Source organism: Enterobacter sp. UPMP701 (assembly GCF_053709515.1).
The window spans coordinates 26,950-44,969 of the sequence record NZ_JBSKJN010000019.1 but is presented as its reverse complement, the minus strand read 5'-3'; the positions used below and the strand labels follow the sequence as shown (position 1 = coordinate 44,969).

General features: G+C 55.7%; 13 protein-coding genes. All 13 read left to right on the top strand.

Annotated elements, in window-relative coordinates; all coding sequences use genetic code 11:
- Positions 1-5 precede the first annotated feature (5 nt).
- The 13 genes from ACWKXT_RS22840 (at position 6) to ACWKXT_RS22780 (ending at position 17,673) form a co-directional block, all read left to right on the top strand.
- Positions 6-497, top strand: a complete 492-nt coding sequence (locus ACWKXT_RS22840) for a hypothetical protein (protein ID WP_454533219.1) — start codon at positions 6-8, stop codon at positions 495-497.
- Entirely contained in the window at positions 494-712 is a 219-nt protein-coding gene (locus ACWKXT_RS22835) for a hypothetical protein (protein ID WP_127849915.1), read from the top strand. The genes ACWKXT_RS22840 and ACWKXT_RS22835 overlap by 4 nt, the downstream gene beginning before the upstream one ends.
- Positions 702-1,313: a type-F conjugative transfer system pilin assembly thiol-disulfide isomerase TrbB gene (locus ACWKXT_RS22830; RefSeq protein ID WP_454533218.1), complete on the top strand. Its 612-nt coding sequence runs from the start codon at positions 702-704 to the stop codon at positions 1,311-1,313. The genes ACWKXT_RS22835 and ACWKXT_RS22830 overlap by 11 nt, the downstream gene beginning before the upstream one ends.
- A 17-nt stretch (positions 1,314-1,330) precedes the next feature.
- On the top strand, positions 1,331-1,594 hold the full coding sequence (locus tag ACWKXT_RS22825; RefSeq protein WP_454533217.1) for a hypothetical protein: 264 nt from the start codon (positions 1,331-1,333) through the stop codon (positions 1,592-1,594).
- On the top strand, positions 1,591-1,995 hold the full coding sequence (locus tag ACWKXT_RS22820) for a hypothetical protein (RefSeq protein ID WP_454533216.1): 405 nt from the start codon (positions 1,591-1,593) through the stop codon (positions 1,993-1,995). Before ACWKXT_RS22825 ends, ACWKXT_RS22820 begins: the two co-directional genes overlap by 4 nt.
- Positions 1,988-3,352, top strand: a complete 1,365-nt coding sequence (traH, locus tag ACWKXT_RS22815) for a conjugal transfer pilus assembly protein TraH (RefSeq protein ID WP_454533215.1) — start codon at positions 1,988-1,990, stop codon at positions 3,350-3,352. Before ACWKXT_RS22820 ends, traH begins: the two co-directional genes overlap by 8 nt.
- Positions 3,352-6,663, top strand: a complete 3,312-nt coding sequence (gene traG, locus ACWKXT_RS22810) for a conjugal transfer mating-pair stabilization protein TraG (protein ID WP_454533214.1) — start codon at positions 3,352-3,354, stop codon at positions 6,661-6,663. Before traH ends, traG begins: the two co-directional genes overlap by 1 nt.
- Position 6,664: 1 nt before the next feature.
- Positions 6,665-7,354, top strand: coding sequence for a hypothetical protein (locus ACWKXT_RS22805; protein WP_454533213.1), 690 nt, complete (start codon positions 6,665-6,667; stop codon positions 7,352-7,354).
- Positions 7,355-7,501: 147 nt separating this feature from the next.
- Positions 7,502-8,233, top strand: a complete 732-nt coding sequence (gene traT, locus ACWKXT_RS22800; protein WP_032641144.1) for a conjugal transfer complement resistance protein TraT — start codon at positions 7,502-7,504, stop codon at positions 8,231-8,233.
- Between the two features lie 191 nt (positions 8,234-8,424).
- Entirely contained in the window at positions 8,425-8,739 is a 315-nt protein-coding gene (locus ACWKXT_RS22795; RefSeq protein ID WP_454533212.1) for a hypothetical protein, read from the top strand.
- A gap of 114 nt (positions 8,740-8,853) precedes the next feature.
- A complete protein-coding gene (gene traD / locus ACWKXT_RS22790) occupies positions 8,854-11,445 on the top strand; it encodes a type IV conjugative transfer system coupling protein TraD (RefSeq protein WP_454533211.1) in 2,592 nt (863 codons plus the stop codon).
- A complete protein-coding gene (gene traI, locus ACWKXT_RS22785; RefSeq protein WP_454533210.1) occupies positions 11,442-16,856 on the top strand; it encodes a conjugative transfer relaxase/helicase TraI in 5,415 nt (1,804 codons plus the stop codon). Before traD ends, traI begins: the two co-directional genes overlap by 4 nt.
- Before the next feature lie 28 nt (positions 16,857-16,884).
- Positions 16,885-17,673 (top strand): DsbA family protein, encoded by a 789-nt coding sequence (locus ACWKXT_RS22780; protein ID WP_454533209.1) that lies wholly within the window; start codon positions 16,885-16,887, stop codon positions 17,671-17,673.
- Positions 17,674-18,020 lie beyond the last annotated feature (347 nt).

Here is an 18,020-nt window from a genome sequence, read left to right as displayed (position 1 = left end):
CTTTTATGACAAAAACACTGTTTACCCTCATCCGCGATGCAGGGCGGGCTGCCCTGTATTCCTTTGTCCTCGGTCCGGCACTGATGCTGTATGTGTTTGTGATGCTTGCAGCATCTGACGGCTCACTTTCCCGGCAATTCCTGACGACTTTTCATCAACTGACTGAGGGTGCGCCTGCCGGCAAGGTGATGGGGTGCGTTAATGAACATGAGCTGGCAGGTCGCTTCTCGCCACCTGAACCCGGAGAGTCATTAAAGCCTGTGCCTCCTGCCTTAGCGAAAGCCCCGCCTGAAGTGTTATGTCAGCGCGGACCCGTTGACAGCGATTCATGGGTGCGTTCGGTCGATGCAACGTTGCGCTACGTCTGGATGATGGCCGCTATGTTGGGCTTTGGATTGTGGTTTGTTTTATATGGCCTGTCCCGGGCCGCTCAGCGTCGAATTTCACCAGACACACATTCGGTTCTGGTACAGCAGAACAAGGAGACACAGGAATGAAACCAACTCTTCTCGCAGGACTGATTTTCTGGGGCACGATGGCACGCGTACTGAGCGAGCTGATGACCTGGTCCGTGGAGCATACGCAGCAAGGGCTCTTATGGCTGTGCAATGGGATGTGGGCCGGTGCGGCTGGCATGGTGGTGTATGCCGTGTATCGCTGGTTCCGTTACGAAAGAGGGCAGACGCATAAGGAAGCCGATCATGAACATTAAAACCGGACTGGCGGCTCTGCTGATGTGCCTTCCCATGCTGGCGAACGCCGGGGCGCGTGAGGAGTTAATGGCGCTTGAAGCGACAAAAACGGCCCCATCCGCGGACGCTACAGCCATCACCGCCTCCACCATTCCGGTACCCGCGCCAGCCAGCCTGATGGCGCTGCCGGACGGACGTCGGGCAAACATGAAAGATTATGCCGTGGTGCTCTTTATGCAGGCTCACTGCCAGTACAGCGCGAAGTTTGACCCGTTGCTGAAGGGCTGGGCCGATGAGCATGCCATCAGGGTGTACCCGTACACCCTTGATGGCGGCGGGGACGTATCTTACCCGACCCCGATGATCCCACGTAAGACGGACCCTAACTCTCCGATCGCAGACGAGATTGTCACCTTCTTCGGAAACGGGTTGCCGATAGCGACACCGACGGCCTTTATGGTCAACGTCAACACCCTGAAAGCTTATCCACTCACCCAAGGCGTGATGGACATCCCCGCACTTGAGAGCCGGATGGCCAGCCTGATTCAGGCTGATATGGATAACGTCGATCCAAAAATGCTGCCGCCAATGCCGGCAAGCGCGCAGGTCACTCCTCAGTAATACAAACGGACTACAAAATGACGACAAATACGTATGCGTTATCGCGTACCGAGCGCGTGTGGCTGTTATTCAGCGTGACGCTGCTTGTGTCCGCAGCTTTCTATGGGGTACTGGCCCACCGGGTGGTCAGCGTCATGGATCGCCCTGAACTGACAACCTGTCTGCAGGATTTTCCGGTGCTCCTGCTTATCTCGCTGAGCATCGGATTCTTTTTCACCGTCACCGGGCTGTACGTCTGCCGGCAGACCCTGGTCAGGAAATCCCGGGAGGAAATTGCATGAGGCTCATCAGACTAAAGACTCTTATCCGAAACCAGGCTATCGGGATACTGAAAGACAGTAGTGAGGATACGGAAACCCAAAAATGGACTGACCTGTTAACGCTGAAACTGTTTTATGCCTTAATTTTTACCGCCGTAGTCGAAAGGGTATACGTGACGTGCGCCATCACAACGCTCAGTGAGATGTCCGTTGACCGCTCCGAACAGTTTACGCTCTCGCTTCTCATCCACTATCCGCAGTATCTGTTGTGGGGCGTTATGGCCGCGATTTGCGTGCTCATTGCGGTGAATTTACTCATCTGCGGCTGGCTCCATCTGGCCACATATCTTTACTGCAAACTGAACCGTGCTGATATCCCGGCAGGCAAGGATACGCAAGCTGTGGAGGTGTCAAATGATTAAGGCGCTTATTACGGCAGGTGTGGTGTTCTTCTCAGGCCTGGCAGCTCAGCCAGCTCAGGCGGACGTCAATGGCGATCTGAACGGCTTCTTCAATAATCTGGGCTACAGCGGCAACGTCACTCAGGCACAGGCCTGGCAGGGGCAGGCGGCCGGGTACTTCTCCGGCGGTTCTGTCTACCTCCGGAACCCCGTCAAAAATGTCCAACTGGTCTCGATGCAACTGCCATCCTTGAACGCCGGCTGCGGCGGTATCGACGCCTATCTCGGGGCGTTCAGTATGATTAGCGGCGAGGAAATTCAGCGATTCGTGAAGCAAATCATGAGCAACGCCGCAGGTTATGCATTCGACCTGGCCCTGCAGACGATGGTCCCGGAGCTGAAGCAGGCTAAAGACTTCCTGCAGAAGCTGGCCAGCGATGTTAACTCCATGAACATGAGTTCGTGCCAGGCCGCTCAGGGCATTATCGGCGGGTTGTGGCCAGTGACGCAGGTTTCCCAGCAGAAAATCTGCCAGGACATTGCTGGCGAAACCAACATGTTTTCCGACTGGGCGGCTTCCCGGCAGGGCTGCACTGTTGGAGGACAGGGCGACAAAGTCACGGCTAAAGCAGGGGATGCTGAGAAGGATCAGGTGCTGAAGAACAAAAACCTTATCTGGGACACTCTCAGTAAGAATGGTCTTCTCGGCAACGACCGCGCGCTGAAGGAGCTGGTAATGAGTACCGTCGGCTCCATCATTTTCAACAAGAATGGCGATGTGACAATTCTGACGCCACTGGTTGATAACCGCGACCTGATTAAAGTCCTGATGCGCGGGGGAACGGCGAAGGTCTACGGATGTGATGAATCCACTCTGTGTCTGGGACCTGTCGTCACTAACCTGACGATTTCTGAGTCCAACGCTCTGGTCACACTGGTCAAAAACCTGATGCTCTCAATGCAGAACAAGCTGGTTGACGATACTGCGCTGACCGATCAGGAAAAAGGCTTTGTGAACACCACCTCTGTGCCGGTACTGAAGTACCTGACTAACGCTCAGAGTATGGGGATGAGCGCTACCTACCTGCTGCAGGTTTCCGACTTCATTGCCCAGGACCTGATGATCCAGTACCTCCAGGAGCTGGTAAAACAGGCAAGCCTGTCGCTGGCTGGCAAGAACTTCCCGGAAGAGGCTGCCGCCAAACTACGTGACAACATCATTCATGCGCAGGGACTTCTCGCTGACATGAAGCTGCAGTCAGCTGCTGATCAGAACGCGCTGGACGGTATCGACCGCAACATGCAGTACCTGCAGCAGCAGGTATCCACCATTGTTTCAGGCTCCTACCAAAGCAACTATCACTGGGGTGATCGCTGATGCTTGAGATATACACCATTTATGGCGGGGGAATGTGGAAAACGGCGCTGGACGCCGTTGTCACCCTTGTCGGTCAGAATACCTTCCACACCTTAATGCGTATTGCCGGTACCTTCGGGGTGCTGGCCGTATTGCTCACTTTCATCAAACAACGTAACCCGATGGTCTTCGTCCAGTGGCTGGCGGTCTTCATGATCCTGACCTCCATCCTTCTGGTACCGAAACGCTCAGTGCAGGTCATTGACCTGTCCGATCCCGGTGCGGTCTGGGTAACCGATAACGTACCGGTTGGCCTGGCGGCTATCGCGTCGCTGACGACCAGTATCGGGTACAAGATGGCGTCAGTTTACGACATGCTGATGGCCAGACCCGACTCGGTGACCTACAGCAAAACCGGGATGCTGTTTGGCTCGCAGATTGTGGCAGAAACCAGTGACTTCACCACGCAAAACCCGGAGCTGGCTCAGATGCTGCCGGATTACGTGGAGAACTGTGTTATCGGCGATATTCTTCTGAATGGTAAATACACCATCAATCAGCTACTCAATTCTACTGACCCGCTGACGCTGATAACCAGTAACCCAAGCCCGCTGAGGGGCATCTTTAAGATGACCTCCACCTCACGCCAGTTCCTGACCTGTCAGCAGGCCGCAACGGAGATCCAGAAGCTGGCCAATACCGACGTCAACCCGGGCAGTGCGACGTTCACCTGGCTGACGAGAAAGGTCTTCGGCAACAAGCTGAATGGCGCGGCGCTTCTGGCCAACGCTATGGGGGAAAGTTACGGGTACTTCTATGCCGGTGGTATGACTGCTGCGCAGATCATGAAGAATAACATCACGAACAGTGCAGTACGGCAGGGGATCAAGGGGTTTGCCGCTCGCTCATCCGACACGGCTAACCTGCTTAATCTGGCCACCGAGAACGCTGCAACCAAACAGCGTCTCGCATGGGCTGCAGGCAACGAGCTGGCGACCCGAACGCTGCCATTTGCACAGTCTCTGCTGATGCTTATCCTGGTATGCCTGTTCCCGCTAATGATTGCGCTGGCCGCATCAAATCACACTATGTTTGGCCTGAACACACTGAAAATATACGTTTCAGGGTTTATCTACTTCCAGATGTGGCCGGTTATGTTCGCCATTCTTAACTATGCCGCTAACTACTGGCTGCAGAGTCAGTCCGGGGGCACGCCCCTGGTGCTGGCCAACAAGGATGTGGTGGCATTGCAGCATTCGGACGTGGCGAATCTGGCAGGTTATCTGTCCCTTTCCATTCCGGTGCTGTCGTTTTATCTGACCAAAGGCGCTGCGGCGATGGGCTCTCAGGTAGCGGGGAGTGTACTCAGCTCGGGCGCCTTCACGTCAGCAGGTGTGGCAGCGACCACAGCAGACGGAAACTGGTCGTTTAACAACATGTCGATGGACAATGTCAGCCAGAACAAGATGGATACCAACCTGATGCAGCGTCAGGGTCAGCAGACGTGGCAGGCAGATAACGGCTCCACGCAGACGCAGACGGCCGGTGGCCATACGGTTATCGACGGCTCGGGTGCAATGTCGAATCTGCCGGTGAACATGAAGCTTAGCCAGCTGGCCAGCAGTGGTTTCCAGGAGTCAGCCCGCCAGTCGCAGATCCAGGCGCGGACTGCACTCGATGGCTACAACCACAGCGTTACCAGTGGCTGGTCACAGCTGTCCCAGCTTTCTAATCAGACCGGTACCAGCGACAGCCTGATCAAAGGTAGCGAAAACAGCCAGGCCACTAATGCAACACGCGGTGCTGGCATGATGTTGTCTGCCGCTGAAAGTTATGCGAAAGCGAACAACATCTCGACGCAGGAAGCCTATAACAAACTGATGGATATCAGTAATCAGGGGTCTATATCTGCCGGCATTAAAGGAACGGCCGGAGGGGGGCTTAATCTGGGCGTTGTTAAGTTAGGGGCTGAAGGAAGTATTTCAGGCGATTTGCGGCATTCGACGGGCAGCTCAAGAGGAATCCAGAATTCAGATTCCCATTCGCAAGATATGCGGCATGATCAGAACAGCCAGGCAGTTAATGACTTCCGCCAGGGTATGGATATGGTTAAAAGTAGCCGTATCACCGATGGCGCGAATCATTCCGAGAATGCTGCAAGCAGCAATGTTCAGCAGCTGGCCGCAACGCTTAATGATGCTGAGAGCCAGTACCATCAGTACACCACCAGTTCTACACAGAGTAACGAATTCAGCCGGATGGCCACCGTTGCGCAAAACCAGAGCGCAAGCCTCGATACGAACTATACGCAGGAGTTTGTGGACTGGGCGGCTAATAAATACGGCGATAAGGCACAATCTATGCTGACAAGTGCGCCGTCGGCGCGCGAAGCGGCGATGGAGTTCGTAAATGAACGTCTTAAACCTGAAATCATGGGGGACTATCAGCAGGGACGTGCAGATCTTACCAGCGGTCAGGAACATGCAGCATTCAGTGGGGAACATATTGTTCAGCCAGCGCATGGCGGTCAGCAGGTATCAGGTACATCTGGTCATGATGGAGGAGTCAGTTACAGCTCTCAGGATGGCGGTGCTCATAGCTCGGGAGGTGTTGACAGTGCCCAGACTTACGGAACGACTCAGGGCGCTGAATATGGAGTCCGGCAGGGTGGGCAGGTAACTTCCGCAGGTGGAAATAATCCTATCAGAACAGACGACTCTGTTACTCGGGGGATAGAACAACCAACAATTCATCAGGGGCAAACTGCCGGACAGAGAAGCAGCTCGGGTAACACCACCTCGTCGGCAGGCATGATTGTTGCCGGGGGACGCACCACCACAGATGAAAGGACCGGTCATATTGCAGAATCGCATCCGGAGTTCCATCACTCAGGAGCCGTCAGGGAGCAAGGAAGCACTCATGGCCACGAGAGTGAAGTGACTCATAGCCGTTCAGGAATGAATGTTGGCGGTGAAAAAGTACGTGGTGATGCGATGCAGGAGTCCTACAAAGATAATCAGGCTAAGTTGCATGAACACTCCGAGCAGGGTTTTGGCCCCCAGAATGAGTTACAGCGCCGAGTGGCGGAACAAAGATCTGAAAATGAGCATAAAATCAACGAATCTGCTGGAGAAATTGATAAAAAACAATCCACTGTTCAGGCATCCAGTGATATCCTGAAAGGAGAAAACTTAATCGGTCAAGGGCGATTCAAGCTTGGTCGTGCCGAAGCTGAACTGGATCAATCAAGTAAACTCAATCCGTTTAATGATCTCCAACCAGATGAACTGCAACAGAGAGTGGCAGAATTAAGGAAGAAAACTGGAGGATAAAATGAACAAAAAAGTAAGTGCTTATTGTTGTTTCATTCCAATCGGCATTTATGCAGCTTATTCTTTAAGCATGCAGTTACTTTTTGAGGTGCCATTTATGGCTAAGAGCATGCTCTTATCAGTTATCCCCAGCGCTATCTATATGCTCTGCTTTTGGAAGTTACGAAGCAGCAAAAAAGGGATGGGCTTAAAAGCAACTTTCCTGAGTAACGGGGTGCTTGCAGTCTTGCTAACCTTCCTGGTGGCATTTGTAGGCAATGATACAGAAAGTGCTTTAATAGCAGGCATAGCTGTTCACTCGTTGATAGCTTTTATCCTTATGGGAGCAGTATTGCGGCCTATTACTTACAAGGATAATACTCTTCTTAAGGATGAAGATAATGGGCGGATATATGTTATCCGGGATGGGAGAGCCCATATGTTGCCAGATAATGAGGCTCAACGCCTTAGCGCTTGTGACAACAAAATTATTAGCTTTTCCGGCAGCCAAATGGGTATCCAGGATGCCGGTATAACCCCCGTTCCTTTAAATACTTCCTTCAACGATTCGTTCAGTAATGGAATAACTGTGAACCCTGCATCAGGAATGCCAATGGTTGGTGGCATCTCTGGCTTGGACATACACGGAAACAGTTGGGGAACAAACTTCAACGAACCTTCAAATACGTATGACCCTAACCGGGGATACTGAAATAAGGGGGCAATGGCCTCCTTAATTATTGTAGTAATCTAAGTAAGACCACCTGCTTAACCTAAATTTCCTTTCAAATCAGCCGATAACGTCTCTGTTAGCTATATCTCGCTAACGGGGACGTTTTTCTATGCACAGGATGAATTCATGAAATTAAAACAATTAGCCGTTGTAGGTCTGATCGCTTCAACTCTCGCTCTGTCTGGTTGTGGTGCCATGTCCACTGCGGTGAAGAAACGTAATCTCGATGTCAAAACTCAGATGAGTGAAACCATCTGGCTGGAGCCATCATCAGAGAAGACAGTGTATTTGCAGATCCGCAATACATCAGACAAGGACATGTCAGGCCTGCAGGCACAAATTACAAATGAACTGGCCGCGAAAGGCTACCGCGTCTCCAGCTCTCCGGACACGGCCTACTACTGGATTCAGGCAAACGTACTGAAAGCTGAAAAAATGGATCTGCGCGATGCCCAGGGGTTCCTTAAGACCGGGTATGAAGGTGCGGCAATGGGTGCGGCACTGGGCGCGGGTATTACGGCATATAACTCGTCGTCAGCTGGCGCAACGCTGGGTGTAGGGCTGGCCACTGGGCTGATTGGTATGGCTGCAGATGCAATGGTTGAAGACGTGAACTACACGATGGTGACCGATCTGCAAATCTCCGAGCGCAGCAAAGCGGCCGTCACTACCGACAATATTGCCGCCCTGAAACAGGGCACGTCAGGTATTAAGCTGCAGACCAGCACGGAGCAGGGCAACCGTGCTAAATACCAGACTCGCGTGGTATCCAACGCCAACAAGGTGAACCTCAAGTTTGAAGAGGCGAAACCTGTACTGGAAGCGCAGCTGGCCAAGTCCATCGCTGGCATCATGTAATACCCGTCGGCTGCGGCGATCGTCGCAGCCGTTCCCCCTCACAGCTGATTTTTAACCGTGCTCATTCCGGGCAGGGTGCGTCAGTGCTTTCTGTCAGTTACCAGTAATTACGCTTCCTCGCATGACTGCGCCAGGCGCAGCCCTGTCTGCGGCGAGCGTTGCGTCCTTAATTTCAAAGGAATTCGTCCATCATGATGCATCAGATAAATGAACGTACAGCTTACTCAGCTGAATTCTGGTCACTTATCCATCTGGAAAGCGAGCTGATGGCAGCAAGGGCCTGGATGAATGTATTCGGTTCACTTCCTGAGGGGCAGGGTATGACCATTGTTGCTTTCTGGGCTGGCTATGAATTTACCCTTTATGATCTGGAGCCCCGGGAGTGGCATTCTCCGGTTTATAAGGATGTGGCCTCGTCAGTCCGTTCTGTGGCTGCATACATTAATAAACAGGACTGGGAGGATGGATGTCAGCAGGCCAGGTATGAACTGAGTCAGATGGAATAACCTGACGGTTAACCCCCACTCGGTACCACATTTTTTCATCCCCCTTTTCAACGTTTCTTCTCTGATAACAAACATCACCGCACAGGTGATGCGATAACGGCCGGACAACACTCTATGAGCTTCGCAGGAAAAAACCTCACCCAGGGCGGTCAGATGACCGCCTACCGCTGGCGCATGTTCATTCAGGTGAACAACTGGATAGGATTCTGGATCTTCATCCTGTTCGCCGTACTGACTACCGCCATCTTTCTCTGGCGAATCCCTCAGGAAGCCCTGGATAACGGTTCCCTGTGGTGGTTCGCCAGTATCAACAGCAGCTTTATTGACCTTATGCCGGCATCGGGAACGCCAAAAATCTACGACGTTCACTACTGGTATGCGCCGACCGCGACGGCAATGGTGCTGAAAATGACTTTGCCGCAGATTTATACCGACCCGTACATGCAGGCGATGGGCGAACAGTGTCTGCGCGAGCTGCAATGGGCGGCTGGCGCCAGCGGGCTGTTCAGTATGGTGGTGTTTATCGCCGTGACCTGGTTTATCGCGAATATCGGCCGAAAGGAGAGCGAGGACGAATATCTCTCCGGCATGCAGCTGACCGACAAGCCAGCGGAAGTGAATAAATTACTGCGCAAAAACGGTGAGATCTCTGATCTGCGCGTAGGCGACCTGCATATGGTCAGGATGGCGGAGGTACTCAATTTCCTGATGCATGGCACTATCGGGGTGGGGAAGTCGACGCTGATACGCTGGTTACTCGACTACATCCGCAAACGCGGTGACCGGGCCATCATTTACGACTCAGGTTGTACCTTCACAGAAACCCACTATAACCCGTCTACCGATATCATCCTTAACGCCCACGACGAGCGATGTGCCAACTGGCAGATGTGGGGAGAGTGCGTTGACGCGGTCGATTACGACAACCTGGCCGCCAGCCTCATTCCGGTGGAAGGGGAATCCGATCCGTTCTGGGTATCCAGCTCGCGAACCATTTATGCCGATCTCGCAATTCGTATGTCGACGGACCCGGAACGGAGCATTGAGAAGTTCCTCAAAACCCTGTTGTCCCTCAGCATGAAAAATCTGCGTGACTATCTGGCCAACACGCCCTCAGCCAACCTGGTTGAGGAGAAGATCGAGAAAACGGCCATTTCCATTCGCTCGGTGGTAACCAACTATGCCAAAGCCCTTCGCTATCTGCAGGGGCTGGATGACGGCACCAAGCCGCCGTTCACCATCCGGGAGTGGATGACGCAGGAGCGCTATGACAGCAGCTGGCTGTTTATTTCAACCCAGGCCCGTCACCGCAAGAGCGTACGCCCGCTGATCTCGCTGTGGGTGTCGCTGGCCACACTGATGCTGCAGAGCATGGGGGAGAACAGCGACCGCCGCGTATGGTTCATTATCGATGAAGCACCCAGCCTGCAGCGCATACCCGAGCTGGCCGAGACACTTGCCGAGGCGCGTAAATTTGGTGGCTGTTTCGTGCTGGGCATGCAGAACATGGCGCAGCTGGTTCACGTCTACGGCCGCGAGCTGGCCAAAAGCATCTTTGACCTGATGAACACCCGTATGTACGGACGTTCGCCGAGCGCCGAGATGGCCAAAGTGGTGGAAGAGGAGCTGGGCAACCAGCGTAAGCGCAAAATCCGTGAGCAGAACAGCTACGGTCTGGACCAGGTGCGTGACGGTGTGTCCCTCGGTAAGGACGAGGTCAATAACCCGATTGTCGACTACGAGCAGATCATGCGTCTGCCAAACCTCAACTTTTATGTTCGCCTCCCGGGTGAGTATCCGGTCGTCCGTCTGAAGCTGAAATATCGCGCGCTGAAGAAACGGCAGGCAGGCCTCATTGAGCGCAATATCCGCGATGCGCTCAGTCCGGAGCTTGAGAGGGTTATTCAGGAGAACGAGCGCGCAGCGGCTGCTGCAGGTCTGGCGTTCCCGACCGGTGAAGAAGTGCTGGAGAAGGGAAGCGAAATGTCAGCCGCAGCTGACGGTACGGCTCATGTTGCTTCTGCCGGTACGCCGGCATCATCGCCCGTCGAAAAAAAGACAGCAACACCAGAGACAGCACCGAAGCCTCCTCAGGGCACAGTGCCTGAACGGAAACAGGTTGCTGTCATGGAGCCTGTTATCTCCGGTTCTGCGACAGTCGTACCGGAAGAGGGGGGCGGAAAACACAACACGGTGACACCTCCTGTCACTGCAGGGAAAAAAGATAACGTTGTTTCTCTCCGTTCTGTTGGCGCAATGAAAAAACCGACTGAAGCACCGGGCAAATTACCGGTCTCCCCTGGAGTGACCGGTCACCCGGGTACCGCTGACTCTGTACAAACAATGCCCGATGCCCTCAAGGCCCTGCGAAACCGACATCATGTACCGGAACCACCTGTCGCCTCACCTCTGAGCATGCTGCACAGGGCACGCCAGCGGCCGGCCTCTTCGGAAAGCGATCCGCAGACAGAGGAAAACGGAGGTGAGTCCATGAACCTCGACATGAAAGTGACGACACTGCCTGACGGCGGCCTGAGTGTGACGACGGCAGGGAAGTCAGTGACACCGAAAACCCCGGATGAAGCCCACGGTACTCACCGGCAGCTGGCGCAGGAAGAAGAGAACATTTTACTTCACCGTCACGCGGACGACCCGGGTTACGACGAAAACGACCATTACTATTACGACAGAGAGCCTGAATTATGATGTCAGTCGCCCCAGTAGCGTCAGCCGGCGAGGCTGCAGGCTACTACAGCAATTCCGATAACTACTATTTTCTGGGCAGCCTGCAGAGCCTATGGATGGGAGAGGGCGCAAAAGCGCTGGGTCTGGAGGGCAACGTCCGTGGCGATGATCTGACGGCCGTGCTCGAGGGCCGTCTGCCGGACGGTTCACGCCTGGGCAAGGAGGTTAACGGACAGCACGTCCACCGCCCTGGTCATGACCTGACCTTTTCCGCCCCCAAGAGCGTGTCCATTCTGGCACTCATCGGCAACGATAAAGAAATGGTGGAGGCGCATAACCACGCCGTCCGCGTGGCGGCCGGCTATGTGGAGAAGCTCATCTCGGCCCGCGACACGAAAGACGGCGTCACGTCCATCGTACATACCGGCAAGATGGTGGCAGCTGCTTACACGCATGACACTTCACGTAACCTTGATCCGCAGCTGCACACCCACCTCCTGATTGCCAACATGACGGAGTATGCGGGCAAATGGAAAGCCCTGGCCACGGACTATATCCATAACGCCGGCTTTATCGAGACCGTCATGAAGCATCAGGTCACGCTCGGGAAAATCTATCGCAGCGCGCTGCGTGAACGGGTTGAAGCGCTCGGCCATGAAGTGGAAGAAGTAGGCAAGCATGGCATGTGGGAGATCAAGGGTGTTCCGGAAGACGTCAGGGACGAATATTCCTCACGGGGCCGGGAAATACAGGGGGCCGTGGGGGCTGAAGCCACGCTGCGCAGCCGGGATGTGGCCGCCAAAGACACCCGCAGGGCGAAAGTTGACCCTTCGCGTATGCGCCTGATGGAGCGCTGGCTGGGCCAGATGAAGGAGAAGGGATTTGACCTGAAGGCGTATCAGGAGAGCGTGGTGCCGCGTGATGCAGGTCTTCGTGAGACCGCGACTCATCCGGAGCGAGATCACCAGGCTAAGCCGGTTCCTGCCGGGCCTGAACTGGCTTCTCTGCAGACGTCGTCCACGGCAGAAAAGAGCGTCAATACACCTGCTCAACCCGCAGAACGGGAGAGCCAGTCCCGTCAGCCTGTGGCACAGATGGCTGACACACTGCGTCAGACGGTACAGACCGGCTCCGAAAAGACGCCAGCGGCCAGGAGTTTTTCTGCAGCGCAGCTGGACACTGAAATACACCGCCCGGAACTGACTGAGGCTGTCCGGCTGGCCATCTCGCAGCTCAGCGACAGTAAAACGCGCTTCACCTTTGGCGAGCTGATGATGACCACCGCTGAGCTGAGCGAGCAGCTGCCGGAGATTCAGGAAATTCGTGTGGCCATCGATGCGGCGCTGAAGGACGGTATGATTGTGCCGCTGGACAGTGAGAAAGGGGTCTTCACCTCCCGTATTCACCTGCTGGATGAACTCTCGATCCAGGCGCTGAGTCAGGAACATCTCAAATCCACAAAAGTCGTCAGTTTCACCCGCCCGGCGCAGTACGCGCCGGCGGCGCTGGAAGTTGTGGAGAAGGACGCCCTGGTTCTGATGAATGCCCCGTCAGGCGTGGCGGGCATCCGTGACCTGACCGCGCAGCTGGCCGGAATTGCCGGCGCGAACGGTCGTGACGTGCAGGTGCTGGCCAGCTCTGCCGAGCGCGCCATTTCGCTGGCGAAATCCGACGATTTGCGGGAACGGATTATCAGCCGGCAGCATGTTCTGAGCGGTGATTTCCACCTGAAACCCCAGAGCACGCTGATTATCGAAGGGGCAGAGCGTCTTGGATTAAAGGAGACGCTGGTTCTGCTGGGCGAAGCGCGCGCGCAGGATGCACAGCTGGTCTTTCTCGACAGTGCCGGGCGTCAGGCGAACGGTAACGCCATGTCCGTACTGGAGTCCGCGGGGGTTGCCCGCTCCCGCCGCACGGAGCCGGCACCCGGGCTGGAGGCCGAAGTGGTCAGTATTCCGAACAAACGCGACCGTTACGAGGCGCTGGCCAACCGGTTTGCTGAGCTGAGCGGAGGCACTGAAAACGTCACCGCCGTCGTGGTCGGCAGACGTGAACAGGCACAGCTGACGGGCCTGGTACGTGAGGCGCTGCAGAACGCAGGACAGCTGGGGCGTGACGGCGTGGAGATAGAGGCCCGGCAGCCGGTCTGGCTCGACAGCAAAACGCGCCGCATGCCAGGTTCGTACCGTCCCGGCATGGTGCTTGAGGATCGCACGGACGCAAAAGCGCGTAAGTCGTATGTGATTGACCGGGTGCATGAGGACACGCGAGTCCTCTCGCTCATCGACGGGGACGGCGTGCTGACCCGGATGAAAATCGGGGATATCAGCGCTGACTGGCGTCTCTTCAGCCGCGAAACCCTCAGCGTGGCCACCGGCGAAAAACTGCTGGCCGTGGCGGGGGATCGTGAGCACAGCCTGAAGGCAAAAGACCGTCTTGAGGTGACCGGGATAAGTGAAAAGGGGATTGAGGTGAAACGGGGGGAAGAGACCCTGACGCTGCCAAAAGACCAGCCGCTCTACCTGTCGCATGCCTACGTGACCGCGCCGGGCGGCCGGGATAACGACACCGGTGTGGTGCTGGCCGCGCTGAACAGTCGCGACATCTCATCCCAGACCATGAACTCGCTGGCGCAGAGTGGTCACCGGGCGGAAGTGTTCACCGTCGAAGTGCAGGATCGGGCAGAAGCCCGGCTGCAGCGCATGAAGACCAATGCCTCTCCCGTGCAGCTGGTCAGAAGTCTGAGTGGCCACGATGACGTCAGCCAGGCGGTTGACTCGCTGCATGACAGCGTCCGGACGGACGCCGGACTGGCCGTCTGGCGTGCCATCAATGACCAGCGCACTGTGGTGTTCAGCGAACTTAAGCTGGCGACGGAGGCGCAGAAATATCATCCCGACCTTGAAGCTATCGGGAATGAAATTGGCGCGATGATTAAAAATGGCGAGCTGTTGTCCGTATCCGCAGGGGGAGAGCCGGTACTGGTTTCCCGGTCCACATGGGAGATGGAGAAAGCCATTCTGCGTGTGGTGGAGGAAGGGAAAGGTACGCAGCAGCCTTTGCTGGAACAGGTACCGGAGGCCGTGCTGAACGGACTCACCGATGGCCAGAAAAAGGCGACCACCCTGGTGCTGGGCACCACGGATCAGTTTATCGGAATTCAGGGCTATGCCGGCGTGGGGAAAACCACGCAGCTGAAGGCGGTGATATCTGCACTGGAGACCCTGCCGGCAGACGTTCGTCCGGTGATGACGGGGCTTGCTCCAACGCACCAGGCGGTGAAAGAAATGAGCGACGTCGGTGTCCGGGCGCAGACCATCAAATCCTTTATCGTTGAACATGACCAGGCGACGGCCGCAGGTGGTAAACCCGACTATAAAGGACAGGTGTTTCTTATCGATGAGTCCTCAATGGCAGGCAACCAGGATACGGCGGCCCTGTTCCAGGCCATTGCCAGCGGCGGCGGTCGCGCGGTCTCGATGGGGGACATCGACCAGTTTGAATCGGTCGACGTGGGCGCGCCGTTTAAGCTGATGCAGGAGCGCAGCCCGATGGATGTGGCCATCATGAAGCAAATCGTCCGCCAGAAAGACCTGCAGCTGCGCGGTGCCGTTCACGACATCATTGATAACCGGATCGATGCGGCCCTGCAGCGCATTGAAACCCAGCCGGCTGACCGTGTGGCGCGTAGCGCTTCAGCCTCGCTCTCGGGAAGTGCCATTCAGGAAACGGAGACGCCTGTTAACGACATCGTGGCTGACTGGACGGACCGGACGCCGGAGGCGCGGTCCCGTACCCTCATTATCACCCAGCTGAACGCCGACCGTCGTGCGGTAAATGCCGGCATTCATGCTGTGCTGGCTGCCCGGGGAGAGCTGGGGGAGAAGGCCATTACGGTGCCGGTGCTCGATAAAATCACCCACACCCGTCATGAGTTCAATAAAACCGATGCCTGGGAAGCCGGGATGGTGGTTAAACGCGGCGATCGCTACCAGGACGTGCTGGCCGTTGACCGCAACGGCAGTACGGTCACGGTACGCGATGAGGAGGGGAAGATTGGACTGTATTCCCCGAAGGAACTCATCACCGGCGACGTGCAGCTGTTTCGCCGCAGCGAGAGGGAAGTCCGTGCCGGCGATCTGCTGAAGTTCACGGCGACAGACAAGGAGCAGGGACAGATGGCCAGCCAGCGCTATACGGTCGAGTCGGTCAGCGAAACGGGCAATATTCGCCTGAAGGGGGAAAACGGCCGCATTACCATCAATCCTCAGGCGGTCAGGGCGCAGCAGCATATTGACTACGGCTGGGCTGTCACCGGGTACGGTGCTCAGGGGGCCAGTAGCGATTATGTCATTGCGCTTGAGGGCACGGAAGGCGGGCGTAAGGCACTTGCCTCCCGTCGTGCCTTCTACATCTCGGCCTCGCGCGTGAAAGAGCACGTCCAGATTTATACCGACGGGAAAGCGGACTGGGTTAAGGCGGTAAAAACGCCGGAGCGGGATATCAAAACGGCGCACGATGCGCTGGCGCCAGAAACGCAGCGCAAACAGGCGAAAGCCATCTGGGCAATGGGACAGCCGGTGAATAAAACGGCCATTGGCCGCGCCTGGGTGCGCCATCAGGGCATGCAGGATGCGTCACTGACGGCAAAAATCATCCCGGCCACCCGGCGCTTTCCCGAACCGGCGCTGGCGCTGCTGGTGTATGACAACAACGGCCGGAGTGCGGGCCTGGCCCTGGTTTCCCTGGTTGCCAGCCCGGAAGGGCGGATGACACAGGGGGAGACCCGGATGGTCATGACAGAACGTGCCCGTGGTGCGGTACTGCAGCGAAGCCAGTCAGGCAACACGATTGTGGCCAGTGACCTGGCGGCCGCGCTTGATGCAGTACGACATCACCCGAAGGACGGCGTGGTCTGGCAGACCGGCGATGAGCCACCATCAGCACATCTGCTGAAAGTCAGCGGAGGTATCGTTACGGAGGCCGCATCAGAACACAAACTGATCCGTGACCAGGAGGAAACCACACGACAGACGGAACAAGACATGCTTAACAAAGCCGCTAAAGCGGAAAAAGAAAAGAGTGAGACTCGGGAGCGTATTGTTGTGCCGGTGGAGGACGCGGTGCGTATTACGCCCGGGATGCTCGAGGTTGACGACCGGAATGAGCCGATGATTCCTGACGGAAAAGTGCTCATTCAGGTTGCCAGCTCGGACAGCGTTAGCCACGATGAGATTGGCCGTCATATCAGGGCAGAAAAGGAACCATTGGCCAGCAAAGTCGCTTCGGAACGTGCGGGAGTCAGCCGCATTGTGAATGAGCTGGCCAATACCGAGCGGGATATTATCCGGCAACCCGAAAATAGCGAGCGCGGCCGCATGCCGGAGCGAGAAGAACAGACCCTCACCCGAACCATTCAGAAAGAACGTTAATCTCCCTTTTAACCATGAGACTCAGACGATGAAAGTACACAAATTAGCGGCATTAATAGTTACAACATACATGGGCTTTATTGCAACGGCACACGCTTCAGCCCCTCAGCCCTTATTCAGCCCGGAGCAGGAGGCTCGTATCGGTGAAATCGCTGCCGACTATCTGGTGTCCCACCCGGAGATTCTGGTGACGGTCAGTAATAAGCTGCAGGAACAGCAGGAGGTACGTAAGCAGAAAATGTTTGCGCTCAGCGTGATGGAGAATCAGGCGAACCTTCTGCATGATCCGGACACACCGGCTTACGGGCCTGAAAATGGAAAAGTCGCGGTAATTGAATTCTTTGATTACCAGTGCGTGTTCTGCAGCCGCTTTGCGCCGGAGCTGGAGAAGGTCATGAAAGCACAGCCGGACGTCCGCTACCTCTTTAAGGAATGGCCAATTTTTGGTGGTCGCTGGGAAGCCTCACTTCAGGCAGCGCAGCAGGGGCTGACGGTCTGGCAAAAGAAAGGAGCGCAGGCCTATGTCACCTATCACAATGCTATCTACGCCACCGGCCATAATGAAGGCAAACTGACGGTGGAGGATATTCACGGGGCAGCGTCAAAGGCGGGACTGGCCGCCCCAGCTCCTGGCGACCATACCGCGTCCCTTGAGAAAAACAGTAACCTGGCTGAGGCGCTGGGACTCACCGGAACGCCGGGGATCATCGTCATGCCCGTTAGCGGGGCGACTCCCGACACCATTACTGTTTTCCCGGAAGCCGTAACCGCTGAAAGACTCCAGGCAGCAATCCGGAAAGCCACCAGGGTGAAATGATCCTCAGTCCGAAGAACGTCTCCCGCCAGAGACTGTTTTTCATGTTCCGCGCGTAATTGCCATCTTCACGTTCCGTTCTCCTGCGCTTCCTCGATCAGGCCTGCTGGCCTGATACTGCGGCGAGCGCTGCCGGTTATAGTCCCTTAAGGACAATTAGCATGCAAACTACGGATGGTTATCTGGTCGAACATCTGGAAAAATTACTGACGAGAAGGTAGTATTCGGATCGTCAGCGATCGTCTTGTGGTGGGACAGATTGTTGATTCAGATTACTTTTGTGACCTAACTCAAACTGACGGTTTGACTGCTTTGTGGTGAGGCAGGCGGGTGACAGAAGATGGTTTTAC